Annotated in this window: 19 protein-coding genes; 7 read left to right on the forward strand and 12 right to left on the reverse strand. The window is 52.9% G+C overall.

From position 1 onward, the window contains the following. Nucleotides 1–7 precede the first annotated feature (7 nt). The 7 genes from AC812_RS02450 (at nt 8) to AC812_RS02480 (ending at nt 5,191) form a co-directional block, all read left to right on the forward strand. Nucleotides 8–484, forward strand: coding sequence for a hypothetical protein (locus tag AC812_RS02450; RefSeq protein WP_061914254.1), 477 nt, complete (start codon nt 8–10; stop codon nt 482–484). Between the two features lie 23 nt (nt 485–507). Continuing rightward, nucleotides 508–1,506, forward strand: a complete 999-nt coding sequence (locus AC812_RS02455) for a hypothetical protein (protein WP_061914257.1) — start codon at nt 508–510, stop codon at nt 1,504–1,506. Continuing rightward, nucleotides 1,496–1,816, forward strand: a complete 321-nt coding sequence (locus tag AC812_RS02460) for a hypothetical protein (RefSeq protein WP_062158773.1) — start codon at nt 1,496–1,498, stop codon at nt 1,814–1,816. The genes AC812_RS02455 and AC812_RS02460 overlap by 11 nt, the downstream gene beginning before the upstream one ends. Nucleotides 1,817–1,833: 17 nt before the next feature. Then, nucleotides 1,834–2,856: an FtsK/SpoIIIE domain-containing protein gene (locus AC812_RS02465; protein ID WP_061914261.1), complete on the forward strand. Its 1,023-nt coding sequence runs from the start codon at nt 1,834–1,836 to the stop codon at nt 2,854–2,856. An 11-nt stretch (nt 2,857–2,867) separates the two neighbouring features. Continuing rightward, nucleotides 2,868–3,641, forward strand: coding sequence for a ParA family protein (locus AC812_RS02470; protein WP_061914263.1), 774 nt, complete (start codon nt 2,868–2,870; stop codon nt 3,639–3,641). Then, nucleotides 3,638–4,042 (forward strand): ribbon-helix-helix domain-containing protein, encoded by a 405-nt coding sequence (locus AC812_RS02475; RefSeq protein ID WP_061914264.1) that lies wholly within the window; start codon nt 3,638–3,640, stop codon nt 4,040–4,042. Before AC812_RS02470 ends, AC812_RS02475 begins: the two co-directional genes overlap by 4 nt. A 225-nt stretch (nt 4,043–4,267) precedes the next feature. Next, nucleotides 4,268–5,191, forward strand: a complete 924-nt coding sequence (locus tag AC812_RS02480) for a tyrosine-type recombinase/integrase (protein ID WP_061914266.1) — start codon at nt 4,268–4,270, stop codon at nt 5,189–5,191. 89 nt (nt 5,192–5,280) lie between these two features. Here the strand turns inward: AC812_RS02480 and AC812_RS02485 are convergent, their stop codons facing one another. The 12 genes from AC812_RS02485 to brxC all read right to left on the reverse strand — a co-directional run bounded on the left by AC812_RS02485 (nt 5,281) and on the right by brxC (nt 26,398). Next, complete coding sequence (locus AC812_RS02485; protein WP_061914413.1) at nt 5,281–5,478, reverse strand: YjzC family protein; 198 nt, start codon at nt 5,476–5,478, stop codon at nt 5,281–5,283. A gap of 21 nt (nt 5,479–5,499) precedes the next feature. Beyond that, nucleotides 5,500–5,991 carry a PIN domain-containing protein gene (locus AC812_RS02490; protein WP_061914268.1) on the reverse strand — a complete coding sequence of 164 codons (492 nt, stop codon included), beginning with the start codon at nt 5,989–5,991 and terminating at the stop codon, nt 5,500–5,502. Next, nucleotides 5,963–7,015 carry a helix-turn-helix domain-containing protein gene (locus tag AC812_RS02495; RefSeq protein ID WP_061914270.1) on the reverse strand — a complete coding sequence of 351 codons (1,053 nt, stop codon included), beginning with the start codon at nt 7,013–7,015 and terminating at the stop codon, nt 5,963–5,965. Before AC812_RS02495 ends, AC812_RS02490 begins: the two co-directional genes overlap by 29 nt. 139 nt (nt 7,016–7,154) lie before the next feature. Next, nucleotides 7,155–7,886, reverse strand: coding sequence for a DUF5131 family protein (locus AC812_RS02500; RefSeq protein WP_061914272.1), 732 nt, complete (start codon nt 7,884–7,886; stop codon nt 7,155–7,157). A gap of 54 nt (nt 7,887–7,940) precedes the next feature. Next, complete coding sequence (locus tag AC812_RS02505) at nt 7,941–9,041, reverse strand: three-Cys-motif partner protein TcmP (RefSeq protein ID WP_061914273.1); 1,101 nt, start codon at nt 9,039–9,041, stop codon at nt 7,941–7,943. A gap of 164 nt (nt 9,042–9,205) precedes the next feature. Next, nucleotides 9,206–9,949, reverse strand: coding sequence for a DUF2290 domain-containing protein (locus tag AC812_RS17045; RefSeq protein ID WP_082148965.1), 744 nt, complete (start codon nt 9,947–9,949; stop codon nt 9,206–9,208). Continuing rightward, nucleotides 9,936–12,080, reverse strand: a complete 2,145-nt coding sequence (locus AC812_RS02510; protein ID WP_061914275.1) for a DEAD/DEAH box helicase — start codon at nt 12,078–12,080, stop codon at nt 9,936–9,938. The genes AC812_RS17045 and AC812_RS02510 overlap by 14 nt, the downstream gene beginning before the upstream one ends. Nucleotides 12,081–12,158: 78 nt before the next feature. Next, on the reverse strand, nt 12,159–14,216 hold the full coding sequence (brxL, locus tag AC812_RS02515; RefSeq protein ID WP_201797698.1) for a protease Lon-related BREX system protein BrxL: 2,058 nt from the start codon (nt 14,214–14,216) through the stop codon (nt 12,159–12,161). Nucleotides 14,217–14,234: 18 nt separating this feature from the next. Beyond that, a complete protein-coding gene (locus AC812_RS02520; RefSeq protein ID WP_145962516.1) occupies nt 14,235–16,781 on the reverse strand; it encodes a PglZ domain-containing protein in 2,547 nt (848 codons plus the stop codon). A 2-nt stretch (nt 16,782–16,783) separates the two neighbouring features. Continuing rightward, nucleotides 16,784–18,565, reverse strand: coding sequence for a GmrSD restriction endonuclease domain-containing protein (locus AC812_RS02525; protein WP_061914279.1), 1,782 nt, complete (start codon nt 18,563–18,565; stop codon nt 16,784–16,786). Between the two features lie 49 nt (nt 18,566–18,614). Beyond that, a complete protein-coding gene (gene pglX / locus AC812_RS02530) occupies nt 18,615–22,676 on the reverse strand; it encodes a BREX-1 system adenine-specific DNA-methyltransferase PglX (protein WP_061914281.1) in 4,062 nt (1,353 codons plus the stop codon). Continuing rightward, nucleotides 22,673–26,398, reverse strand: coding sequence for a BREX system P-loop protein BrxC (gene brxC, locus AC812_RS02535; RefSeq protein WP_061914283.1), 3,726 nt, complete (start codon nt 26,396–26,398; stop codon nt 22,673–22,675). The genes pglX and brxC overlap by 4 nt, the downstream gene beginning before the upstream one ends.

Here is a 26,398-nt window from a genome sequence, read left to right on the forward strand (position 1 = left end):
GTGTGACATGAAAAAGATTGGTTTCTTCATCGCTCTGGTGTTGTTGGTTTTACTGGCTGCGGCTGCATGCGGGCCAGGCGACAATGCTGTGGAGATTGCCCAGGCGCAGAGCGTGATCGAGGCTGCCCGCGCCGCTCAGCATGCTGCCCGGGCAGCGCAGATCGCCTCCCAAGGATTGAGCGATGTGGGACGAGGTCAAACGTTGATCCTAATACTCCTGACCCTGGTGGTGGCTCTGCTGATTGGTGTGGCAGCCTATATTGTCATCCAACGCCAGGTTTGGAAGCACAGCCAGGTTCAACCAAAGAACAATGGCCGCTGGATGAGTGGGCCGAACGCCCACTGGAAGCGAGTGGATGCTCTTGATCCTTACCAACAACTGCTCCTCCAACAGCAAATGCTGCTTACCCAGCTTCTGCAGCAAAGCCAGGTCGAATCCGAAGATGATGATCGACCTCAACTGCCTGCTGGGTGGTGGGGATAAATGCGGCTAGTGAGGATGTCCACATGAAAACCCACAAGTTATCTATCCTGCTCATTCTAATGTTGGCTGGAGGGATACTGACCGCATGCGATGATGCTGCTTATATCAGCGCAGATCCCAATGTCTCCGGAGTTCAGGCTAGAGCGACCCTGGAATTTGTACAGGCTGTGCAGACTTCTACCGCGCAGGCTTTGTATGCCGCCGAATGGCAGGCGACCGTCCAGGCAGGGGCGACGCAGGATGCTATCCAGGCTGCCTATGTCGCTGCTCAGGCGACCGAAGAAAGCATCCGAGCTGCGGCAGCAGCCACCCAGACTCAACAGGTGTGGAACGCCACCGCAACAGCCGATAGCAGTCAGGCAACCGCCACGGCTGCCGCCAATGCCATGGCAGTGAGCTGGTCGAGCACCGCTACCCAATCTGCCTGGAACAACCAGGCTACTGTCGAAGTCGCCAGCGTACAGGCATTGCAAACCGCTCAAGCTGCTCAAGCCGATATGGCTCGAATGGCGGCGGAGCGTCAGCGCACGATCAATAAAATTCAAGCCGCCGCTCCCTGGGTGATCCTGGCAATCGCTGTCCCTTTGGTGGCGTATCTGGCCTGGATCTGGGGCAACACAGAAGCTCTGCGCCGGCGCGCCATCCCGCGGGATCCGCGTGGGGATGCACCTATCCTGATCCTGGATGACCATGGCAGGCGCAATGTCATCGACCCGGATTTGTTCTTCGGCGCAGCCGTGTCGATCGGTAAGGGAGGCCAACCGGAAGCTCCGCAGTTGGCTGCTCCTGAGCTGCAATCACAGGTGAAGGCGCGTGACCAGGCTGTCGATCTCGTCAGCCGTGGCCTTCCCGGTCAGCCTCCGCGCAGGCGCGCTTTACCTGCCCTAACACAACCTCCCTCAAATCTGTTGTTAGGCGATGTCCGGATAGTGGAGCCCGACGAAGTCAAGGATTGGATTTCAGATGTGCTGCCGCGTATCCAGCAAAAGGCGCTACAGGAAGGAGAAGACGATGATGTTTGAAACCAACAACTTCATATCCAGGCGTTACCAACTCCAGGCGCAGATTGTCGCGAAGCGGCTGCCGCAGGTGCTGCAACAGCGCGGCCTGGAAGCGGCGTTTGCTGAATTTTTGCTCACCTCGACCCAGGGCATGGTGCTGCTCTTTGCCATTCTGGATCTGCCCCGCGTCAGGCGTCTGGAAGCCTATACCACTCCCGAACTATTGCATCACCTGAGCACCGATTTGCAGGGGTTGCCGGTGTTCCTCTCTAACTCGAATGGGCTGCGTTACGCCATCCCGCTATCCCCGCTTCCCCGCCTGCCAAAGTAATTCCATTCCCCGGTGTGATGGATGGCTGGGTTCAGTTGGGCGTCAACCACAGCGGCGAGACGATCAGCCAACCCTGGTCGAGACTTGGTCACCTGTTGGTGGCTGGCAAGACAGGTTCCGGGAAATCTGTCTATCTGCGTTTGTTGGCATACCAGGCGATTGCTGAAGGCGCTCAGCTCCTCCTGGTGGACTTAGACGGCGCCACCTTCCCGATGCTGACCAATCACCCAACTTTGTTGGCTCCAATCGCAACGACACCGCAAGCAGCTCAAGCTGCAGTCGAGCGTGCCCTCGGCGAGTGCAACCATCGGGCAGGACTGTATCTGCAAATGGACGGATACCCTGAAAGTCTGGAAGAGTATAACCGGACAATCGTCCGACATGGAAGCGACCCGCTCTCCCGGCTGCTGGTAGTGCTGGATGAGTTCAGCGCTTTGATGACCACTCTGGGTGGTCCGAAGAGCAGTTTTGCGAATCGGGTCGCAGAGTTAGGCTGGCGTGGGCGCAAATTTGGCGTCCACCTGGTATTCGCAGCCCAGGATTTTACCAAGCAGGTGGTAGGTCGGGTGCGTGACCAGGTCAGCGCCGCAGTCTGCTTCCGGGTGCGTAGCCTGGAAGCTGCCCGTGCGATGGGTTGCCCGGAAGCGGTGCGTATTCCGGAGAGTCGCCCTGGACTGGCATGTACCGACCGTTGGGGATTGGTGCAGACCTTTTACCTGGACAAGCGCATGTTCGGGCAGGTTGGCCCAAGGTCTGTGCTTAGTCGTCAAGAGCAGGAATTGGTGGAGCGCGCTTTGAACGAAGCCGAGGGCAAGATGTCCATCCCGCTGCTTGTGTCATGGGGAATGCCAGAGCGTGGGGCGCGTTCGCTGGTAGAGAGTTGGGAGCTACGTGGCTGGCTGCGCCAGGATCCGTCTCGCCAGAACGCTCGCTATATCACCCCGAAATTGAAAGCATTGCTGGCTGCTTTTGCCAGCAATGCCAATTCCTTGTCAAACAGTCAAGATGGTCAAACCGCGTCAAGCACATCAAGCTGGTGAGGAGTAAGTATATGCATACGACAATAGCAATCTTGAACCAAAAAGGTGGGGTCGGGAAGACAACAACCGCAGTAACCCTGGCATCAGGTTTGGCCAAAAGCGGATATCACGTTTTGCTGATTGACCTGGATACCCAGGGCAATGTCGCCGACAGCCTGGGCTTGCCGCACAATGATGACCTTCGCCGGCTGCTTTCACCTGATTTACGCGTTCCAATCGACCAGGTCACCACATCGAGCGGATTAGATCATCTGGATGTCATCCGCTCTGACAAGAGCACTACTGCTTTGAAACAAACCCTGGCTGGTGTAACCATGCGAGAGTACGTCCTGGCGGATGTGCTGGAAAGTGTTGCGCATGACGTGATCCTGCTGGACTGCGCTCCTTCAGCCGATCTTCTGCACTTCGCTGCGCTGGTCGCCGCAGACTATCTGCTAATCCCCACCCGTCTCGACAAGCTGGCGGTGAATGGTGTGCGCGATGCCCTGCAAACGCTGGCTGCGTTGAGGCGAATCAGCCGCTGCCAGGTGGCTGGCATTTTGCCTACATTCTACGAAAGAGTCACTTTGGAAAGCCATGAGCAGCTGATCCACCTGGCACAAACTTTTGGCAAGCTTGTGTTGCCACCAATCCCACAAGATACCCAATGCCGTGTGGCGACTCGCTACGGGAAGACGCTGTGGGACTACGCCCCGAATGCCAAAGCCTTGATTGGTTACGAGCAAGGCAACCGGCGAGTGGGCGGATATCTACAAGTTTTAGAACGAGTAAAGGAATGGCTATGAACAGGAACACAAAAGGATTAACCAGTTTTGAAGAATTGCCCGCGGTTGACCCGGCGGTCGAGTCGCTGCTTGGGCAGGGGCAGCGTCGCCAGGATGAAGCCCGCCTGGCGCGCGCCGAGCGATCCCGCAAGAAGAAGGAGCGCGAGCGAGCGGAAAAGCGCAAACCCAACCGCATCAACCTCGACCTGCCAGTGGATTTGAAAAAGCGCCTGGAGCAGCTGGCGAAGAAGGAGGGCGTGCCCATCAGCCAGTTGGTGGCTTTCCTGCTCTACGAGCCGGTGCACCAGCTGGAGAGCCGGGCGATCAGCCTGTGGGGCTACAAGACCGCCTCCGGCTGCCCCAAGTTCGAGTGCAACCTGGATCTGAAACGCCGCGCAGATGAGGCGGCGCGGAAAACATGAAACTTTGGCTCTGTAGGGCGTCCTGAGGCGATTTGTAGGGCGTCCCAATAGGGCAGCCTACTAGGGCGTCCTATTGGAGAAAACCCCAAAAATCATAGGGCGTCCTAAGAGCCAACAGGAAGGCTCAGGAGCCACGAAATCTGAGGGGTGGTTATCTTTGATCATAAAGCGAAAAACCGCCCTTGAAAGGGCAAAAATATACACGACAAGAATGGAGACCGAAAGATGACAGACACGCTGCACCTGAACGAATTCCAAGCGTATTTGTTAGCCGAGGATCGCTCGCCGGTAACAATCACTGGCTATTTGGGTGATGTGCGCTTATTCGCCCAATGGTATGAGGGGCATTATCGGGAAGCATTGATCCCTGCTTCTCTGACAAACGAAGCCGTACGCAATTATAAGCAGCACCTTCTTGACCAGGCTGCCAAACCCAAAACGATCAACCGGCGGTTGGCAGCTTTGGCAGCTTATGCTCACTGGCTGGAGCAGGCAGGATATGTAAAGAATGCACGCAATCCAGTCCAGGGGGTGAAGGCTGTGAAGGAAACCGCGCTTGCTCCCAAGTGGTTGGATAAGAAACAGCGTGCAGCATTGTTAAGAGCGGTTGATAAGGAAGTTGATGATGCCGTGCGCCGTTACCCACGCCTACGATTAATGTATCTGCGCGACGCAGCGATCGTAAAACTGATCCTGTTTGCCGGCCTGCGAGTAGGAGAAATTATCCAGTTGCGTATGAGCGACATTGTTTTGGATGAGCGAAAGGGAAGCGTAGTCGTCCGGGAGGGGAAAGGTACAAAGAGGCGCGAGATCCCGCTGAATGCCAAAGCGTGCAAAGCTTTGCTCGATTATATGCAAGTGAGACCAGACATAGAAAGCAACGAGCTTTTTCTTGGCCAACGTAATGAAGGCGTGCAGAGCAAGACCATCCAGCGGGCTGTACAACGCTTTGCGAAAAAAGCAGGGCTCAAAATGGTTACTCCTCATACCCTGCGCCATAGTTTTGCCAAAGCTTTAATCGACGCAGGGGTATCCCTGGAAAAGGTTGCGACGTTGCTTGGGCACAGCAACTTGAACACGACCCGGATTTATACAACTCCGGGGGTGCAAGATTTAGAAGACGCGATAAATGAGTTGGAAGATTTTTAGACATCCCTGGAAGTATTCTGTTGTCGCGTTAAGCCGAACTGTTACTGCTTATGATATGCTGGGGTGGCTTGGATAGCCCTCACCGATTACTACTCGTCGCTCTTATGCTTGGTTTTGTCTACCAGCACGAAGCCCTGACCGGATTTCGGAGTAGGGGGCAACGTTTCGCCTTTCGTTACCGTTACCTCAGTACCGGTTTTACCGCCCTTTGAGTCAACAACAGCGTACTGCCCCGAAACAGGAGCTTTCTGGCCCGGCTTATAGGTTGGCGCTTTGGCTTTGCCCATCTTCATCACCTCCTTTGGTCATTATGACCATCTCGTTAATCGTTCGCTACATTCCTCGGCGGGTAATCTTGCGCCTGATTCGAGCATTCGCCTGAGGGCTGTGGCGGCTTGCCCTGGCGTGAGAGCCTTGAAATGCACCATCTCATCCAATAACCAGAGAACGCCATGCACTACAAGACCGTTAGCGTTGGCTAGCTCATTGAGCCGCCGATCCCCAGTCACGAGGGTTGCATCCAGCAGCTTGGCTAATAACAATGCAGCTAGGTCGATGATAGAAAGCCCTCGATGAGCTTGACGCAATTGGATTAGTTCAACCACCTGCTCAGCAGGCAGTCCGTGCGCTCTGAGTCCCAATACTTCTAGAGTCTCCCATCTGGGTCGAATGAGCTCTGGAATAGCAAAATCCGGGATCAAAAACTGATAAGGGAGGCGGAAAACCTCCACCAGTACGCCGCCATCTTCGAGGTCGATCCAAATATTGGTGTCAGTGACCAAAACCGACTGCAACGCCATCCTGTTGGAATGCCTCCGCCACCCAGTGCAGTTGTAAAGGTTCGCCGAGCAACTCTTTTGCTCTGGAACGCGAGATTACATCCTCCGCCAAAGCCCTATAGATAAGACGCTCCATGCGTAAAGGCTTTTCACTAGATAGCGCCTCACCCGGCTCCTGGCGATGCCAGCCATTGGCTCGAAAGCGGTGGAAAAGCCTCGTAGCGGCATTCTCTGAGATAATGCCTAGCTCTTTGGCTCGGAAGATCCAGGCTTGCATGCTCATACCGTACTTGTGCTTGAGCAAATACAGCTCGTTCATGTCCAGTGTAGTACGCCTGGAGCCCAGTTCGAAGCGGACTGCCTGCGCCGGGACCAGAAAAGCCCCGACAAACCGATGACAGGCAGGTTCGGGATCGAGTTCTTCTTTAATATCCAAGATCAAGTGTCCTAATTCGTGCCCCAGGTTGAAGCGCTGCCGGTCGCCAGGAAGCTCAGCCTTCGATACGATTACTGGAATACCATCAGCCATGAAAGTGCAGGAGTCGAAATGCTCAAACCCCGAGACCAACCCCACTTTTATGCCTTGATCTTCAAGCACTTGAGTCAGGTTTTCGATTGGATCAAGGCCCAGGTTCCAGCTTTCGCGCAAACTTAAAGCAACGTCTTCTACCTGCTCTATCGCTTGTATCGAATATACGGGCAGGTTAACCGAGCGTCTTTCATCCGGGAAAAGGCTTTCGACCTCTAAGTATCGTTCTAGCCACTCTTGAATCCGCATCTGAATCGCTTCTTGCTCTTTTACACCCAGCGCGGCATGTTTGCGATACGCCTGTAACCGGACCGATATCGTATAGGGACGAAACAGGAAATCCATCGATACGTTCAGCGCCTGCGCCAGACGCAGCAGAACACTCGAGCTGGGGATATCCAGATCCCGCTCGTACTTCGAAATTGCCATTGCACTGATCTCAGCCTTTTCTGCAAGGCTTCGTAAGCTCATATTGTTCGCCTTACGGGCCTGTTTGATGCGCTGACCGATGGTCATTATCGCCTCCTTTCGCGTGTCTCTGGTTTACATTATAGCATAATTGTTTTATTTTGTAAACCGATTTGACCGAAGAGAGCGACCTCTCGCTGACCGCCGGGCAGCAACGTTTGAAATTTTGATTATTTGCAGTATTTCTTCAAGCTTGGTTCGATAGCAACGCTAATCTGGGCAATTCATCCCATGTCCGGCCGTCCAACTTTCGTCCTGATTTCTTCTTGTTTGTTCCTCCCCACTGTTTGAAAAAGAACGGAACGTTGGCATCTAGGCATTGATCTCGAATATCACAAACCCAAGATTCTTGAATGGGGCGAGCTCCTGGTCCAGATTCACCACCTACAATTACCCAATGAATCCCCGATAGATTTAGATTTACAAGAGGACCCAATAATGGTTCGAGTGAAAGAAATCTTATTGCGGCGTGTGTCTCCCGTAAGTGGTCTATTCTAAATGCGTAGTTTTGATTTTCTACACTCACTCCCATCCATACATTCTCAGGCCAATACAGTTCTTTATCAAGTTCCAATAATCTATCAGAGCGCTTGGTAAGTACCTGAAAAGTGTGCCAGTGGGCCTTAGTCATCGTATCGAAAACCTTTTGGATGAACTCCAGCGGGACATCTTCATGGAAAAGGTCACTCATCGAATTGACAAAAATCATTTGCGGTTGTTTCCAGTTTAGAGGAATTTCTAAGGCATGATCATGTAGAGTAAGATCGAAACCGTTACGATAATTTGACTGCCCCATTGCTTGAAGCCGTTTAGCCATTCTTTCCGCGTAGCAATGTTTACATCCCGGACTAATTTTTGTGCAACCCGTTAACGGATTCCAGGTTGATTCTGTCCATTCGATGGCAGAATTGGAAGCCATAAGAATTCCTCCTATCGATACACCTGTAATAATTATGGCACAAATGTTCTTGTATTATATATCGACTTTGAACTCGACAACCGCATCGTCTGGAAATGCACCTCTGCGTCGTTTCTTGCCACAAACTTTGTTAGGGTTCACACATAAGAGATCCTGTTCTTCTAAAAGTCTTAATGCTTTTTTCATTTGGCTACTTGTATAAGGCGTCTGATTTTCAACAAAAACCCGAATTTCACTTACTTGGACTTTTTGTGAGGTAAAAGCAGATAAGATTAGTTCAGACAAGGCATTAGACGAATCCATTTCAAACAACACGAGCTGATTAGGATTTGTCGCATCCGAAAATCTAAACCCACTTTCAGGATCAACTTTCCAAAAAGCTTCTTTCATCCGAGCATGACCAAGCGGATGGTTAGTTGCAAAGAAAAGGTAATAGAGTACCCGATCTCGCTGGTCTCTCATCTCAAAATATCGTACAAACCGAGCATGATTTTGGAGTTGTGATAAATATAAACGGCGTAAGGCTTCCAATCGATCCCCACCTGAACGAATTACATCCAAAACCTGGCGGGTGCCAAACAGATCAATAATGTGCTGCTGTGTTTGTGGATCGGAGCGTTCGATGAAACGATTTACAAAGTCAATCATGACATTAACGAATACTTCTGTATGCGGGTTCTGCAATAATTGCTTTACCAAATCAAAGGAGAGACCTTTAAAACCGAAAGGATCAATGAAGGCAAAAATTGGAGCAAGATTAGAATTAGCCCGTCTTGCTTGGTCAAAAATCTGTTCCAAAATACAATGAAATTCGCCAGTTTCTACGATAAGCCTGAAATTAGGTGGAATGGTTAGCAGAGCGATTTCTTGCTTAAGATGCTCGATTCGGTCCGGGTTTGTGTCAATGAAAAGGAACACAACCTCGCTGTTCTGCAATAAAGAATGATGTTTTATGGCTTCTTTCAATGCTATGATAGGTGAGCCATCTTCTCCCCCTATATAACGCCCGGGACCGCAGAAACCATCTAGATACATGATACGAGGGATCTTCTGCCCCAAGATGCCAAACCACGCTCCTAAGTAACGACGCAGGATTTCGTGTTTTATTTGCGTATGCGGTTCGATTTTCCATATTGTTTCTGACGATTTTGCCATTAACCGCTCGATTGTCTCTCTCTGTGATCAACTATCACAAATGTTTACCGATTGACGCGGAAGATTGATTGCTCTTGGATCGAATTAACGATCACATAACTATTGGAAAGGTGCTCGGCAGCCTGAAAGAGTAGTCGATCTTCATGTAATGATTGCTAGATTACTCATGGCCGTTGAGAAAAATCATTACATTCTACAAATAGTTCTCCTCGCTCTTGATCTGTTATCGAACGAGTGTGAAATTGGAGTCCCCAATTTCTTAGCACATCGTATTTTGACCATATTTTAGGATAAAAATGACGAAATATAAATCGGACAAAATGCCCTATACTAATTGGACCAAATACCGGCCAACGACACTCCTCGTTAAGCAGGTGTAAATGCGAGGCTGGATGTGTGTCAGTTTGTGATCCGGGGTCAAAATCGAATCGGAAGGGAGTTGAAAGCCGTAGCAGGTTTTGCAGACGGGAAAATTCCGATTCTGAAATCGCAGCTCTTAATGCATCAATTTCCTGAGTGAGCAACAAGTCGAACAGAGTGACAAAATCGTGTCCTGTCTGTATGGACTCAATATCCGAAGAAGTAATGACCAAGGGGCAGGGATAATAACAATTTCGATGTTTCGACAAAGTATTATTTGTATACAAATACCCAAATTGGATAATTGACCCATCAAATAGCATACAATGATAATGCCTATTTTCTATCAGGTTTCGATATTCAGTTATTGTCGCAAACCTTCCAACCAAAGCATCAAATAGTCTATCTGGAGCATTTGCCCAGGTCAGGATTGAATCGTGACCAGAGTCCCGAATAATTGCCGAATTCCAATCAATAGCTAACCCCTCCTCTAAAAGAAAAGAAAGCAATTCGTTTATCTGTCTTACCAGTGCTCTAGCGGTCATCATCCTCACCCGATCTCCCAAACAGCTCTTCCAATTGGGTTCGAAGTTCGCTAGGCAAATTTTCGATGGCAAGATCTCCACTTGTAACTTGGGCAACAAAGTCCGCGAGGGTTTGCTGCATTTTCTGAACCTTCTCTCTTTCCTTGGGGGTCATGTCACGATGGATTTTTCGTAATCTTTCGAGTTCTACGGGAGTAGGAACTCGAAATCTAAGTTGGTAATTATCCAAAACCACCTTATCTACTTCAGACTTCAGTCCTTCCATAGCTGTTCCGCACCCAAACAACCTAACCCACGCCTTAGATCGAGTTATTGCAGTGAAAATAATATTGCGGCGCTTGCTTAACTCAAATCCTTCAAATGCATACTCGCTGTTCAAAACATAAACCATTGGGGCTTCATTACCTTTAGCCCTATAGATTCCGGTGATTGCAACCGACTCATCCTTGAAAAGTTCATCACGACTGCTGGTTACGCCTGCAAGATGAGTAGGGATATTTAATTGATTTAACTCTCTAAACAATATGGCAGCCTCCTCTTGGGCAGTTAAAGGATCAGAGAGGATAATTAGAATATCTCGAAATTCCAATTCGTCTTCGGTCAGATTCTTTTTTATCTCACGTGCGACTGCTTTAGCTTGTGTAACTTTATCGGGAAACACCTGACAAAGTATTGCATCATCTGAATCAAGTAATTGTTCGAAATAATCTGGATACGAATCCGAACGGCGTTTGAGAGCTACCTCTTGCCCTGGAGCAAGTGCACCAGATACGACATGATACCCAACTTCTTCCCAGAGCCCCTGGGGATCATTGAAATATTGAACCAAACCTTGGTCGCGCTTTATGCCAAATCCAAGAGCATGAGCGATTGTTAATGCCCAGGGGGTGTTACGGTAACAAACGGGTAAAACAATATCCTGAGATGGCGATCCTTTCTCATTACGTAGCTCAGAGACTCGAGGCGAACCGCTAGAATCTTTTCCGAACAATTCGGAAGGTGGCACCATCGAATAACGACTGAGGTTTTGTAATTCGTCGTAAGCGTATACTATTCGTTTGGGTTCACGGGTCGCAAGATATGCCAACTCAAAGAAGGATTGTGGGAAATCCTGCGCTTCGTCTATAAGGACTACATCAAATATTGGCTGGAATTTCGCTTCACCGACTTCTTGTAGCAATTCTTGGCATACACCATCAAAAGCTGTAGGAGCGCCAAATGTACTTTTTGCATAATTGAAATCCTTGGGCAAAACGCCGTGAGCCATGGCAACTTCGGAATAAAAGCCGGGCTGATTCGAACTACCCCAAGCATGAATGATGCGCAAATTTTCCCAGTTGGGTTCATCATTAATTTGATCGAAAGTGAAACGTCTGACAAGATCCTCAAATTGTTGATAGAGTGATCGGGTTTGAAAAGTAATCGCGATCTTCCATTCCGGTTTTAGTACATGAAGATAAGCTGCTTTCAAAGCCAAAACGATCGTCTTGCCTGAACCCGCTAGACCGCGAATTCTCTGCACCCCATCAGGCATTTCAACCGCGGCACTATTTTGCCATTTATCCAAATTAGCGATCTCTTTCTCTATCTCTTTTATGCGAGCACCACGAGAATCCGGCCTCTTGACAGAAGAGCGCTTACGTGAAGGCTTGATGGTTGTAACGCGCTCGACCGCGGCATTTATTTTCTCGAGCAGATCGTGACTCACGGGTTGGAAGTCTCGGATAACATTTACCAAACTGTCCGGTCCTGTTAGTAACAAGCCATCCTCACGAACTACTCCTCGCATTCCTGGGACAAGTGTTACTACGTTAATCTCAAAAGGGAGGCGTCGTCCCTCAACCAAGTTCTTGTATCGTTTGAGTTTAATTTCTAAAATTCTATATAGATCGTCTTGTCGTTGTCTCAGACGATTATCTTCGGCTGATCCTTGGGCGCGATCATCAAAATCAATTACAACCACACCACATTCCTGAGTGGTTAATAAAGCATCGATGAAAACTGTTTCTTCTACATCGGCTAGGATAGGATAGCCGATATAAAGAGTGCCATTCATCTCTACATCATTGAGTAACTCGATCAGCGTGTTTGCAGCTAAAGGATTACTCTTATGACCAACAACTAAATTCAACATGTTTAGTTATCCTCCAATTGACAGAAGTAGACATGATTCCAGTCACGCATATTCTAATCTAAAGATTGATAACTCCAATCACTCCAACCCCATCGCCCGGATGGCGGCGTTGATCGGGTCGGTATAGAAAGTCGCCTGCAGCTTGTTCAACACCTCATCCGGTACATCGGCCAGGTCGCGCTTATTTTCGCTCGGTATCAGCACATACTTGGCGCCGGAATCCAGCGCCAATTGCATCCGCTCGGTCAGGTTGGTTACTTTCAGCAGCAGTCCCTGAACGCTCATCTCGCCCAGCACCACCGTTTGCGCCCGGACAGGTTTGCCTAGCAAGGCTGAGACCAACGATACGAAGAACGCCACCGCGGTTTCAGCGCCTTCCTTGGCTTGCTGCAGGTTAATCGCCTGCATGCTGAAATCGTAGCTTTTCAAATCGAGAGAGATACCCAATTTGTGGATGTTGGCTTTCAGATAAGCCTCGGCGGTCTTGATCCCTTCTTTCATGGCTTTCGATAGGTTGCCCAAGGGGATCATGCGCCCAGAGCCAGGATTGATCTGGGTTTGTAACAGGAACAAAGCCAACTTGCCGCTCTCGGCATCTCGACCAATGGTATAGACTGCTCCTGGAGCCAGGGTAATAGGTTCAATGATCAAACCGCCCCCCATCTCTGGCACTCTGACAAATTGCTCGTTGCCGGTTTCCAGGTCGCGATAGGAGAAATTCACGTCCCAGTACTCGACGCCGGCGATTTTGCGCAATTGCTCCTTGACCCGCCGGCGCATTTCCATGGCAAAGATGAGGTATTCTTCGACCTCTTCTTTGGTAACCCGCCCATCCGGATGGATCAGCTTAATCAAACCGGAAACTGTTTTCCGAACCGCTTTCTGGTCACGTCCGGTCAGATGGGAGCCAAATTGGAAGTACCTTTCGGGCACATCGGTGTAGCTGTCCTTGCGCAATGCCCGCATCACTTCAGCCAGATAATCCGAAACAAACCCGAAATGGTTGGTGTAGAACTCATCGCGCGTCTTTTGCAGTTCCCAACCAGGCAGGTAAAAGTGCAGGCGGTCGAAGAAGGCTGCGTCCATCTCCTTTGGCATGGGATAGAAAAGGTGCGAGGTTTTTACAATTGTTTCGATATCGCCATCCAGATTGCCCAGGAAAACAATTGACCCTTCGGCGGTGATGATTTCGGAGCCGCGCGAGAAGTTGCCATCTTCCATGAACCCCTTCATGATGTTGATGCCATTTTTATCTTTGAAGCTGACCCCAGCCGCCTCATCAAAAGCCACAGTGTCCCACAAAGCGACCAAACCCTTGGCGCCCGTCGCCAGGTTGACAAACATCTGAGCCACGGTTGTTTGCCCACCAGAAACAAGATGGCAGTACGGGCTGACTTGCTGATAAACAAAACTCTTACCCGTTCCCCGGGGGCCCAACTCCACCATATTGAAGTTCTTTTCAACCAGTGGAATCAAACGGGAGAGATAGAGCAGCTTGACCCGATGGGTGAAATAGGGGTGGGTGGGCTCCAAACCCAGGCTGCGTAAGATAAAGTTGATCCATTCATCCCGGCTGAACTGCGCACGCGCAGCCCGGAAGCGGTCGAGTGAAAGGTTTGACACCTGGATCGGTTTCAAGTTTTCGATGACAAATGGGCGGTTTTGTCCCCGAAAGATGTAGGACTCGTCATATCCTAGACTCACCTCCGCCCAAATCCCACCTTGAACCAGGCGCTCGTGTTTGCGCAGATAGGCTTCGTCGATGTTTACAAAATCGAGGTTAATGTTAGCCAGCTCAGCCCAATACTTATCATGCGTCTCGACCAGGCGTACTTTCACCTTATCAATGATTTCATAAACGCCATGCTGCTTGATGCGCGACTTTACCATTTCCCGCTCGCTGGGTTTGACGTACTTCGTCCGCAGCGTTTCACGCACGTACTGCAAGCCTTCTTCGATGATCTCCGGGTCGGTTGTAGCGCAGTACTTGCCCAAGAGAAACTCGATCACAAACATCGGCACGCTAAACGCAGATCTCACCCGGCGGAGCAGGTCTTTCCGCACCACCAAACCCGGAAACGCCTCTGTGGCTCGCTGATCGATTTCATCCAAGACCAAGGTTTCTAAACTGTTCATAAGCTCATCCTTCACTGCCTAGCTCAGATCGCGCCCTGCCCGGATGGACATCCCATGGGCAAAATTATAGTGGGTGTCCTGATCCAACACCTGAAGTGGGATTTGGGTTCCAGCCGCGATGATCGGCTCTCGATTCAAGAAGAGGGTAACGCTGATAGGCTCTGCGCTGCCGGGTTTGATCTCTATCGTTTTCTCATTGGAGCGCGGCGCCTCCGGCTCTCCGAGGAATACGCGCAACTTCAATCCCTCAACCTGGGTGTCGAACAGGTCTTTCGGCGCTGGCGTCTCCGGCGTTAATTCGACTTTAACCGCCAGCGTAAAGATCTCGGTCTTGGGCAATTCCACCGTGACGCTCATCCGGCGCGGGACGGTCATCGAGACGAATTTCAAGTGGGGAATGACCACTTCTTGAAGCGTGGCGCCGCCGTGAAAGAAACGCCCTGGCTCTGCAAAGCTGCGCAAGCCGGGAGGTAAGGCTACCTGCCAGTTTGGGTCCAACGGAAAGGGCACACTGGCAACCGGCAGTTTTTGACCCGCGTCGGTGATGCCCCAACGAGCAGCGCTCAACACCAACTGGCTCTTGTTCAGCTCGAGCGGCTGGATGTTGGCGTTGGCGTTGAGCAAGACAAAGCCATGATCGGTCACCACATGGATCTCAGAATAACCCCAGCTTTTTAGCTTGCGGATTGCCCTGCCGAGGGTTGCGATCAGTTCTTCGAAATGCAGGATGACCTCATAGTTCGCCCCGTGACCCAGCTCATCCACGCCCCGATCGAACAACACCAGCATTTGGGGCAAAGAAGCAGGCTTTTCGGCGAGCTCCTGAAGATGATGGATCTCATCCTTCCGATTGCCCTTGCTGTCCACACCCAGATGGCTCGCTCCCGCAGCCTCAAGCAGCTTCCAACGATAAGCGCGGTAGCTCAAATCCCCACCGGCAGCCGGGGATGCCAAGACCGGTTTGCCCCCTTTGATCTCTAAATGAACGTCTGGAGTGGGCAGCAGGCTGGTCATCCCCACCCAGGTCTCGGAGGGCACATTCGCCAGGTAACCGCTCAGCTCGCCTTCCACCAAACTGGCGCGCAAGGCAGCCGCCAGATCGAAGCGCAAGGCGTCCACTACCAGGATCGCCTTGCGCGCCGCGCTGCTGGAAAAGAGCTCTGAAGCTAGTTCGGAGACCGATAGGCAGCCGCTGGGCGGCCATTGAGCGGCATCGCGAAAGGCAGTGTAAAATGCCTGTCCGACGGCGTCCAGATATTTGGTATAAAAGTGATCGGCTGCCGCTGCCAGAAGCTCCATCTCATCCGCCCGGAGCGCCGCAGCCATCAGCCGCCAGTGAGCCAGGTCGATCTGGTGCCAGTCCTTTATGTACGCCTCAACCAGATCGGAGGGCGTGAGCGAAGGATTGAGCACCCCGAGCACTTTGTCCACTCGCTCGACAAGATGGATCAACTCGAGCGCCAGCCCCCAGCCCAGGAGATCGCCCGTCCCCGATGCCCAGAAGCCCTTGACCTCTTCTTCGGCAATCCCCCGCTTTTCAATCAGGTAGCTGCGCAGTTCGCTTTCGCTTTGGGCAACCTGTTTCAATCCTTGAAGGTATTTCTTCCAACGTTCCGCCGCCAGCGAGTACAAGGCGTGCGGAGTCCCCGCTTTGCCTTCAGCCCAGGCGCGCAGATCGACCTTGGCATCCATTTTAAATTCCCAGCGCCGGTAAGTCTCCAGATGATCCCGGTCGCGTTGCCAGTGAGCCAGGAGCTTGCGCGCCGCGGCGCGGTGCTTCGGCTTTGGCAGTTCGGCAGATAAAGGATAATCCGCCGGGCTTCCGGTGGCTTCGTAGATCTCCTGGGCAATCAGCGACCTGACAAAAGCGGCTGCCCAGCCTTCCGGATCGTCCGGCAGGGAGGCGGTTTCGCCATATTGGGCAGCGACCTGGGAGCAAAACTCATCGGCGATGCCCTGTTGCTGGAGCATTTCCCATTCGTGCGCTGGATCAGCCAGGAAGCGCAGCAGGCGTTCCATTATATCCCCAACGATGCTCTCCTCGATCGCCGCGGCGGTCAGCACTTTCGACTTCCAAAAGGCTTCATCGCGGTCCAAATTGGTGCGCACATATTTCGCCAGCAGCGATTCGCCTCCGCCGCGCCAGAGGGCGTCCTGAGCGGCGCGGCTGCTGGGCAATGGCACGCCGTGTTTGCGCAAAAAAGCGAACAAGGTCGGTTGCCGCCCGTCGATCAGCCAGGTCAATCCCGAAAAGTGATATTCCATGAGCGGGTCGAGCGGCTCGATCTCCCACAAGGCGCTGGTCAAATCGCCGCGGTCGAATGGCAGCCAGAGAATCGCCTTCTTCCCTTGCGCAGGACCCGCCTCAAGCGCCCATTTCAGCCACAGCGCGCCGTGGTGAAGCTCCGGCTGATAAGCCAACAAGCAAACCCCTTGTTCAGCCAGTGATTTTTCGACCGCCGGCAAAAGGTGAGAAAACTCGGCGTTCCCGTCGAACCACAATGCCACAGACGCCCGCGCATCGCGGGTAAACAGCTCGATGAAATCAGCAGTGATCCACTTCAAGATCACGCCATGCCTCCCGGGGATTTCTCCACACCGGTCACCCTGCGGATTTCGGCGATGATCGCCGCTTCCCGGATCGAGAGGAACTTCTCATACACCTTTCGCAATTCAGCGTGTCCCAAGTCTTCCGTCGCTGCGCGCATTATTTCCAAGGCATCTGGACCGATGAAATGCGGCTGCAACAGTTCAGATTTCGCTCCGGCGGGGAAGATGTCCTCGCTCTGCAAGTATTCCGCCGGCGACTTGGCTTTGATCTTGTTGTTGGTCTCATCGCTGATCAGGGTGCGATTCACGATGGTGTTGATCTCCACCCGTTTCGTAAAGCCACGCTGTTGTAGATACCCGCGTGGGAAGATGTGGTGATCCTGCAAATCCTGGAGCTGGATGCTTTCGCCCCTGCGCCAGTCCCTGGCATTGCGCAACGCCAGCAGGCAAAAGACACCGCTGTAGACGGCGCTGCCGGTGGTCGCCGAATCGCGAATGGTATAGCTCGGGGAACCAATCAGAGCTTTGGCTTCGGTGAAAACGGATGGCTCCGGGCTGCCCTTTTGCCAGTATTCCAGCATTTCGATGTAATCTTTGCGCGACTTGCTCTCCACCGCGCTGGAGTAGCGCTCCATGAACACATTGCACCAATACCAGCGGCGCAAATCGGCGCGCGCCGCTTCCCCCAGCTTCTTCTCCTCGATGGTGGCGCGCAAGGCAGCCAGGGTGGGCAGCAAGCCAGAGCCAGGCAGCCACTTCGGATCGAAAGCGCCAAAACCATCCGGCGCAACGAGGGTGACCAATTCCAAAGCCTTTTCCATCGCCTGGGCTGCCCGGCGCCAATCTTTTTCAAAGTTTTCTGGGTCCAGATCGATCAGCTCTCGAGGAGTTGGTTTTACGTCTCTCAGCAGCGCCAGCGTGCGCAGCAATAAGACGCCAAAGTTGTTCTTTTCCGCCTTCCCCTCAGACCAGGCTGCCAGGCGCGGGTGCGCCTTACAGGCTCTCTCCCACAGGTTGTGCAGTTTGATGCCATGCCGATACAGCCGGGCGGTGAGCAGATCGTAGACCGAGAGCGCCACCCCGGTCGAATTGAGCTTTTCGAAAATGGCGCACACCCGACCGATGGCTTCGGAGTCAGAGTCTTCTACGCGGGGCAATTCCACCAGGGGAACCTGGTAGTTCTGGAAGGCGGTCACCAGATCCGTCCACGGATCGCGCCACTTGTCGCGGAAGTTCTGGTGGTCCGCTGGGCTGTTCTCGCGCAACCAGTCGTCCAAGCCATCGCGCCATTTGAGAAAATCCCGCGAGTTGAGCAAGCGCGTGCAGGGCAGGACGAGCTTCTGATACTGGGTCTGCTCGGTGAGCAAATCGGCCAGCTCGTCCTCGGCTCGGTCAAAGACGATTTCATCGTCATAGACATCTTCCAGAAGGAGTTTCAAGTCCAGAAAGAACCATCTTCTGCGGCTGGAGTCTTTCAAGCCCAGGTTGGGCGCTGTCAGGGCGTAGAGCAAGGCGGTGATCCGTTGTTGCCCGTCCAGCACCAGCGATTCGGGCCTTGGTTGGTGGTATTGCGGCTTTGCGCCGCGAAAAAAGCGCGGCGCAAAAGGCGGGTTGTTCGGGTCGCAGCGCAGCAGAAGCAACGATCCGATGTAGTAACGCCGCACGATGGAGCGCAGCAAATCCGCCACCTCCTCGCGGCTCCAGACAAACTCGCGCTGGAACTCGGGGAGGCACACCGCCCCTTTGTGGGCTTGCTCGATGATGTTCACCAGATTGCGCTTATCGGGAAAAAGCTCCACAGACTCCTCCTACGAGATGAAATCAATCATTTCAGCCAACTTCATTCTCTCAGCGCCCCTCCGGCGCCAGCAGGCTATCCAGGTCTTTCTTGGAGAGCACCTGCGCCGCCAGGAGACCCAGGCGCTGCACGGGGGCGATGTTGACCCGCACGCCGTCGTTGATGTCCGGATCCCAACCCACGGGTTGCTCCTCTGGGCTCTTCCAGGGCACCCAGATGCGCGCCTCGCGCTGGCGCCCCTCTTGCAGCAATCCCAGCCGACGGTCGAACTCCTCCACGTCGGCGATCTTCTCTTCCAGTTCGGCGGCGCGGTCCAGCGCCCGGCGGTCCAGCGCAGCCTGGTTCTGCGCCTCGCCGAGCTGGCGGCGCAGTTCTTTCAGGGTCTCGCTCACGTAGCGCGAGCGCAGCAGCTTCAGGCGATCTTTGTCGAACTTGTGATAATAGACGATTGCCTGAAAAGCGCCCTTGGGGCTGGTCAGGTGCCAGGCGATGGGGCGTTTTTTGAATTGGGAAACATGGCGCTTGAAGAACTCATCTTTGAACCAACGGTCAAGGGTGATTGGTTTATGTTTTCCCCATCCATCGTGTTTCTTCAATCCCAAAAAAATTCCAATTTCGCGTTCTACAATATGACCGTGTTCAGCCCCAAAAATATTGTCTAAATATTGACTAAAACGTTTCGCGAGTACTTCTTCGCCTGTTCCAGGCGTAATTGGTATTATGCCGTCAACATCTATTTGCTCCGAATCTTGGGTAATCTTACCTCCGGCTTGCTCAACAACTTGTCGAGTAGGCCAATGAAATCCTAACGCTGCAAGCAATTTGGCTGAAAGATAATCCTGGACTAATTCATTAACTTCTAATGTGCATTTAAAATTCTCAACAATCCACAGTTCTCTTAGAAGCCAATAAACTGAAATTGGATGAATTGACAAGTTGGTAGATAGTTCTTCGACAAGTGTTTCAGGTGGTATTGACAACTTAAAATTTGAAAAATTATTAACCACAACATTATTATTTGGATCTGGTGAATTATCTTTAGTTTGGTTAAGACTTTCTGCATATTTGGGGACACCTGACAAATAAGCTCTGAGACGGTCCTTTAGATGTTCTAATTCACGATTTGATAGCTGAATACGATTATGGGAACGTAGTGCCTCATAGATATGATCAGGTAGCGTCTCCATTTCAGGAAGGGCCTCTATAATTGCGTCATACCCCTCAACTAATGGGTACCAAGATACAGGTAAACCGATTTGCTCATAAACATGCTCTACGGTTTTTGGTGAGAGCGAATAATAATTGACTATTTTAAGCTCACACCAACCCTCCAATATATGCATCCAGCATTGGCGGAGATATCTATCGAAGATCTCTTGAATTATGGTCTCGGAAAAAGATCCTGTTGTTTTTAATTGATTATAAACATAGTCTCGGCTTGTAATATTTTCCCCTTCAAAAAGTACCCGCAAACGTAATATTATTTGAACAACTTTTGAAAGTTCATCATCCCTTAATTCCTCTAATGGAGGAACTGGAAGACTTTCGATATTTCCACTTGTATATGAATAATTCGGGGATACAAATGATAATAGATAACTTGCTAAGCGCGAATTTAATATTACAAGGATCAACCATCGATATAAAATCGATGTGTCTAAGTAGCGGCTTGTATCAAGAAAGATGAATCCTTTAGGTAGATACTTTGCATATACACGATAGCTGCTGAGTTTTGAGAATGTTAACCCCTCAAGCTTATAATAACGTGTGTTTTGAGGTCTTGACTTAAGTTTTCCATTTGCGTTTATGAAATTTCTTAATAAATGTCCATCTTCTCCCCATAAAACAACTAGGTTTGGAGATGTGTAATAACTGCGTGAATCTCCTCCGCTCATACACGGTACCCACCCCGGAGGCTCTGGATGGAATGATGTTACCTCCCACCATAGCCTTGTCCATCTTGGATTGTCTCCTGTAGCCAACCCGGATTTTGCAGAAGCGTATTTACCAAGCACTATATCTGAGCCAAGTATTTCCAACAATTCATCCCCTGCCCAATAACTTAAAGTTGCCCAAGGAAGTTTTACGAACCATCTTTGGCTAGCAATAAAAAATCTATCGCGTGGTCTATTCTTTATTACATCAAGCAACATTGATTGTTTATCTGTTCTATCATAAACCCTAAGATATTGACCAGAATACTCACTATCCATTTTTCCAGCAATGAAAAGACATATGTTTACAGCTGCGCCACTAATCTCTGAGAAGCCTCCCTGACCAATATCGGCGTACATTTTCATCACAGCGTTATTGAAAAAATGCTTTCTTGCTTCGAAGAATGTCTCTGTATACCAATATACTCGCTGAACAACCATTGAAATTAGCCCATCTTCAGAAATTAGCGATACGCATCTATCAATGAATGCAGCAAAAAGATCATTCGACGATAAAGGATATTTTGTTGTCAAGAAGCCCCTGAGTGTATCCCCAAAGGCGAGACTACCCATATAAGGAGGATTTGTACATACAACATCATAACGTCGTGACAGTAAGCTCAATAAACCAATACTCTTCCATCCCTCCATACCAAAGATACGGCTTGTTAAATTCGTGCTTTGGTTTTCAACGTTGAAAACTTCCCGCAGGCGTTGGAACAAAACCTGCTTGTATCCTTCCCAATCCCTGGCGGACGAGATCAGCGGGGCATCCCGATCCTCTTTCGCCTTCATTTTCCGAATGGCATCCTCGACCTCTTCTTCCACCCGCACCAGGCTGCCCAGCTCGCGCACGTGCTCCAGCGAATGCCAGATGGCGCGTATCGCCTCCTGGATGGCAGGGTCATCTTGATACTGGGCAAGCAGGTTTTCATACGCCTCGCCGCGGCTGAGCACGGCGTCGGCGACCACCAGGTTCAGGCGCGGCGGTCCGCCGGACTCATCCCAGCCCAGCTCTTTGGCTTTGAGATAGAGCGCCAGCGCCGCCAGTTGCACCGCCCGTAGGTCGATGTCGATGCCGTGCAGGTTGTTTTCGAGGATGACGCGCGCCGTCTGCTCGGCGGGCACCGACCAGCCGGCGGGCAGGCGACCATCGGCTTCCATCTGGCGTTCCTCTTTATATAACTGCGCTAGCAGGTCGAACGCCACTACTAGAAAATGCCCGCTGCCCATCGCCGGGTCGAGCAGCTTCCACTCTTTGAGCGGTTTGGGCAGGCGGGTGTGCGGCGTGGCGGGGGTGACGTAATAGGGCCAGGCTTCTTTGGCGGGCGAATCGGGGTACATCTCCATCCAATAGGCGCCGATGGAATTCTGCAGCAGGAAGTCCACCATGTAGCGCTCGGTGTAGAGGGCAGTGTAGGTGGCGATATCCGGTCCGGTGTATTTCTTGGTCTTCTTCAGCTTTTGGGTGAAGGATTCTCCGGCGGTGACTTTCTCCTTCTCCTCGGTCTGGAAGTACTGATACACCCAGCCCAGCAGCTCGTCGGTGCGGAAGGCGTCCTCGGGCAGCTCGTTCAGCCGGTCAACCACCATCCGCAAGGTGCGGAAGGAAGGCCAGACCTGGGCGTAAGGATCCGCCGGGTCAAATAGCACGCCGATCTCTTCGGTGACCGTGGCGCAGGCTTGCAGCAGCCCTTCGCGCCAGAGCAGCTCTTCCGCCTGGGCGCCGTGGCGGTAGCGGCTCTCGCGGGAGCGCAAGGTCCACAGCCACTTGGAGCGCCCGCCGAACTCCGCCCGGCAGGTCACCGCTTCGGTGCGCTCGCCTTCGATCACCAGGTGGCCGCGCAGCTCCAGGCATTTCAACCCCACCAGCCGGTTGAGGTGGGTGTAGGCGGCTTCGCGGCGCACGGCTTCCAGGGCGCCGGCGAAGGAGCCGATCGACTCCTGCTCTTTTGCCAGGATGGCTTCCAGCTCGGCGCGAATTGCCCGTTCCTGATCGGTCAGATAACTAAGCTTCTCCACCGGAACCGGGGAGTCTTTGCTCCCATCAAAACCCAGGCGGCGCAGCTCGCGCTCCAGGTCCTCTTCCAGCGTGCGGCGCAGCTCGATGATCAAAGGCTTCAGCCGCTTCTTGACCTCATCGCTCAATGCAGGGCGTCCGTTGACTGGCTGGCTCATGCTTCCACCACCACCTCATAGCCTTCATCCAGTTTGGCTTGAATCTCGGCGCCGATGCTCTGCCAGAAGGCGTCGAATTCATCGCGGCGCACAAAGCGGCGCCCGGTTAATTTCTCCCGCAAGCTCAGGCGGTGCACCTTCTGCTCGGGCTTCTCACCGCCATCGCCCACTTTCTTTTGGGCTTCCCGTTGCGCCTGCCATTCGCGCTCGCAGCGGTCGAAGATGGCTTTGCGGTAGCCCGGGATTGCCATGCGCAAAGCCTCCAGCTCGCTCACCTTGCGCTTTTCCGAGGCAGCCAGCAACTTGTCGGCGGTCTTCAGATCATCAATTGCCGGCAGCGCCAGCAGCGCATTCGCACCGAAGTACTCGTCCAGGATCGCCCGCTGGCGCGAGAGCCCCAGGCGGGTGAATGCTTCTGCCGCCTCGATCTCGGACTTCAAGGCGGCAATCGCCTGATCGCAACTGGCGTAGGCAGCCTGATAGACCTGGCGATAGCGATCCAGCACCGCCAACGCCGCCTCCTGGAGTTGTTTCCACTTGGTCATGATGTCTTTTACCCCTACGATGGCATCGAAATCCTCCAGATTTTCGCGCGCCTTCTTTCCCGCCTCGCCCTCGAAGACCGCCGGCGTGCTGCGGGCGTAATCCAGCGCAGCCACATAGGTCAGATAGGCGCGGTCGCGCCCCTGCTCGACGAAGGTCTCATACGTTTTGAGGAACGCCGCCACACCTTTCCAGCCTTCTTGATCCTCGATGAAGCGGCGCACACACGCCACCGGGTCGCGCTGCGCCAAGGCTTGGGCGGTGACCGGCTCAACCCGCTGGTAGGTCTCCGGCAGAGGCAGCTTGAGGTCGCGCACCCGCACGCGGATGGCGTTCGCCTGGGTCGTCATCTTCTGCCCCAGCTCGCGGATGCGCTCCGCCAGACCATGGGCGGTGTCCGGCAAGCCAACCTCGCCCAAGGCGATCAGCCCGTCTTTGGCTTGCTTCATCTCGTCGGGTTTCAAGCCGCCCACTGTGGGGTAGAAGCGTGTCTTTTTGAATTTGGTCGGCTTGGTGAACGCCTCTTCGGCGCGCGGATCGGAGACATCGTAGATGGGTTGGTCAGAATCGGCTGGCTGCAGATGCACCGCGCCGCCGCGCAGCATGGCTGCCAGGGTCAGGCGCACCAGGGCTTCTGGCCAGCCGAAGGGAATTCGCTCGAAGCTCTCCAGGATCGCCTTGCCGTCCAGGTCGAGCCCTTCATCTTCGCGGCGCTTCAGCTCATCGAAGATCGCCTCCACCAGCGGGGCGCTGCGCATCAAATGGTCCTGGGCGTCGAACAGATCCAGCGCTGGGTCCAGCCGCGCCAGGTTTTTCGCCTTCGCATCCAGGTAACGGGCGATGTTCTTCTCGTCAAAGGCTTTGTCAGCGTCTTTGAAGCGCTCATACAGGTTGCCCGCTACCACGCCGACGAATTCCTGCGCGATGGCTTTCAACTCCTTGGATCCGTCCAATTCCGCCCGATCACCAGAGTAGTAGGCCACGCCTCTGCGCAGGCAACTCTCCAGTAATCCGACGATGTGATTTTCCAGTGCCGCGCGCTCCTTTTCCTTTTCCTTCAACACCCGCACGGTCTCGTCGCTGCGGTCGTTGCGCCACTTGGGCAGTTGGGGCACTTTTTCCAACGCCTCCAGGCGTTTGAGCTTCTCGACCAGCGAGCTTTCGCCGGCTGCCACCCACCAGATCACCTTGCCGCGCACACCTTTGCCCAGGTTTTCGAGCTCGATCTCTTCGACTTTCGGCGCAGAGAGCGGGCTGGAAAGCTCCACCAGGATCTCGCCGCCGGTGTTGATCGGCTCGCCGTCCAGGCTGAGCGAGAAGGGGATGATCCCGGTTGAACCGAGCTGGATCTTGAAATCGCCGAGCTTCGAACGGGTGAGCACGCGCTCTTTTAGCAGCTCGGTGGCTTTGCGCTTTGCCACCCCAACGCCGTAGTCGCGAATCTTGTCGATGATATCTTCTTCGACCCCGCGTTCTTTTTCGCTCAGGTAGCGGTATTGCTCTGTGGCTTCGTCCCTGGCTACCAGACCGGCTTTCTGCAGGCGGTCGAGGGTCGTGCGGACATCATCACGCAGTTTTGCCAGGTCTACGTCTATTTCGCTTGCCAACAGTCGGGCGATAGTTTCGGGGGTGCGCGGCACCCACTCGACGCGCGAGATCAGCCACAGCGCTTTGAGCACCCGGCTAGGGGGGATCGGCGTGCCGGGGATCTGCTGGTCGGTCTCCCGGATGAGTTTAATGCCTGTGGTCCCCAGATAATCCGATGAACTGAGTTCATCAGTCACCTGGTCAAAGATCAAATCCAGGGGCGCCAAGATCCCCAGGGGATCCTCCGCCAGCCGAATCAAGACTCCCTGGACGACTCCGATCATGCTGCGTTCCGTGCCAGAGAGCTTGAAGCCGCGCATGGCGTTGAACAGCTCTTGAACCAGGGGGACCATGTAGGGCAGGAAGGGGTAAGAAGCGCGAAAACTTTCCCTGCTCAGGACGGCTAACTCGCGCTCGATTTGCAGGCGGCTCAAGTCAGCAAGCTGACCTTCCTTGTACAGCTCATCCACAGCGCCCAGGTTCGCCTCGCGTTTGCGCAGCAGGCGTTCTTGCACCACCCGGCGCACATCCTCGCCGGTCAAGGTGATCTTGGTCGAAAAACGGGCGTCCAATTTGCCCAGGCTGCTCAACTTGAGGCCGGTGCGCTCGACCACCTGATCTAAGGCTTCTTGCGAGGTGCAGATAAACCAGATCCGGCCGCGCCCCTGCACGCCGCACTGTTCGACGATGGCACGTAGTTCCTCAATACGGTCGTTGCTATCGCCAATAAACTGACCCATCTCATCGATGACAAAGATCAAATGCGGTTCGCGCGATTTTACCTTCGGTGCATAGCTTTCCAGATAGGCTGTAATCTCCTTGGCGAGAAGCTCCGGGGTGACGCGATTGTGATCGCGTTGATAGGTTGCGATCGTCTCTCTGGCGCTTGCAATGGGTTTATCCATCGCCTTTGCCAGCGCCTCGGCGATTTCGTCGCCGTAAAATCCGTGCTCGGGGCGGTCCGCCTGCCAGGGGCGCCCAGTCTGTTGGCGATATGCTTCAAGGAAAGCGTCGTAAAGCCCTTCGCTCTGCAATTTGCGCTCCAAGCGAGCCAACCAGATGGTGGGGGCCAGGTTCTGGCTCTCGTAGAATGTTCGCAAGCAACTCTCGGTGACCGATTCAGGATTGGCTTGATCCAGCCTGGACTTGATTTCAAACGCCAGAGTCTGACACCAGGCCTTGTTCTTGACCTCGGAAAGCGCAGCCTTCAGATCGGAGGATAGGTACAGTGTAGGATCATCCAGATGCACCTGGAAGATATCAATAGCGGTTTTTTGATTTTCTAGGTCAACCACCTCATTAGCCAGCAGGTTGCCCAAAACCTTTGCCAGGTGGCTCTTGCCGCTGCCAAAAAAACCCGCAATCCAAACCGCCATCCCGTCGCCGCCATCGCCTGTTTTGATGCGTTGCTCCAGGCTGTAGGTGAAATTATCCAGAAATTTTCGCAATTCGCGTGCCAGCGCGTCGGTGATCACAAATTGCTTCAGATCTTCCAGAAGATTTGCCCGGTCGTAGACTTTGACAGCCGGCTCGATCCTTCTGGACAAGTCACGAGCGATGACATCGCGGATTTTCATTCTTTCATTGCTCAT

This window comes from Bellilinea caldifistulae, assembly GCF_001306055.1.
GTDB lineage: Bacteria > Chloroflexota > Anaerolineae > Anaerolineales > Anaerolineaceae > Bellilinea > Bellilinea caldifistulae.

Excerpts from the sequence above, each read along its gene's own strand:
- pglX (WP_061914281.1), bottom strand. The coding sequence starts at position 22,676 with ATGAGCCAGCCAGTCAACGGACGCCCTGCATTGAGCGATGAGGTCAAG.
- brxL (WP_201797698.1), bottom strand. The coding sequence starts at position 14,216 with ATGAACAGTTTAGAAACCTTGGTCTTGGATGAAATCGATCAGCGAGCC.
- AC812_RS02490 (WP_061914268.1), bottom strand. The coding sequence starts at position 5,991 with ATGGCGTTGCAGTCGGTTTTGGTCACTGACACCAATATTTGGATCGAC.
- AC812_RS02450 (WP_061914254.1), top strand. The coding sequence starts at position 8 with ATGAAAAAGATTGGTTTCTTCATCGCTCTGGTGTTGTTGGTTTTACTG.
- AC812_RS02485 (WP_061914413.1), bottom strand. The coding sequence starts at position 5,478 with ATGGGCAAAGCCAAAGCGCCAACCTATAAGCCGGGCCAGAAAGCTCCT.
- AC812_RS17045 (WP_082148965.1), bottom strand. The coding sequence starts at position 9,949 with ATGATGACCGCTAGAGCACTGGTAAGACAGATAAACGAATTGCTTTCT.
- AC812_RS02505 (WP_061914273.1), bottom strand. The coding sequence starts at position 9,041 with ATGGCAAAATCGTCAGAAACAATATGGAAAATCGAACCGCATACGCAA.
- AC812_RS02465 (WP_061914261.1), top strand. The coding sequence starts at position 1,834 with ATGGATGGCTGGGTTCAGTTGGGCGTCAACCACAGCGGCGAGACGATC.
- AC812_RS02495 (WP_061914270.1), bottom strand. The coding sequence starts at position 7,015 with ATGACCATCGGTCAGCGCATCAAACAGGCCCGTAAGGCGAACAATATG.
- AC812_RS02480 (WP_061914266.1), top strand. The coding sequence starts at position 4,268 with ATGACAGACACGCTGCACCTGAACGAATTCCAAGCGTATTTGTTAGCC.
- AC812_RS02455 (WP_061914257.1), top strand. The coding sequence starts at position 508 with ATGAAAACCCACAAGTTATCTATCCTGCTCATTCTAATGTTGGCTGGA.
- AC812_RS02460 (WP_062158773.1), top strand. The coding sequence starts at position 1,496 with ATGATGTTTGAAACCAACAACTTCATATCCAGGCGTTACCAACTCCAG.
- AC812_RS02510 (WP_061914275.1), bottom strand. The coding sequence starts at position 12,080 with ATGTTGAATTTAGTTGTTGGTCATAAGAGTAATCCTTTAGCTGCAAAC.
- brxC (WP_061914283.1), bottom strand. The coding sequence starts at position 26,398 with ATGAGCAATGAAAGAATGAAAATCCGCGATGTCATCGCTCGTGACTTG.
- AC812_RS02500 (WP_061914272.1), bottom strand. The coding sequence starts at position 7,886 with ATGGCTTCCAATTCTGCCATCGAATGGACAGAATCAACCTGGAATCCG.
- AC812_RS02470 (WP_061914263.1), top strand. The coding sequence starts at position 2,868 with ATGCATACGACAATAGCAATCTTGAACCAAAAAGGTGGGGTCGGGAAG.
- AC812_RS02475 (WP_061914264.1), top strand. The coding sequence starts at position 3,638 with ATGAACAGGAACACAAAAGGATTAACCAGTTTTGAAGAATTGCCCGCG.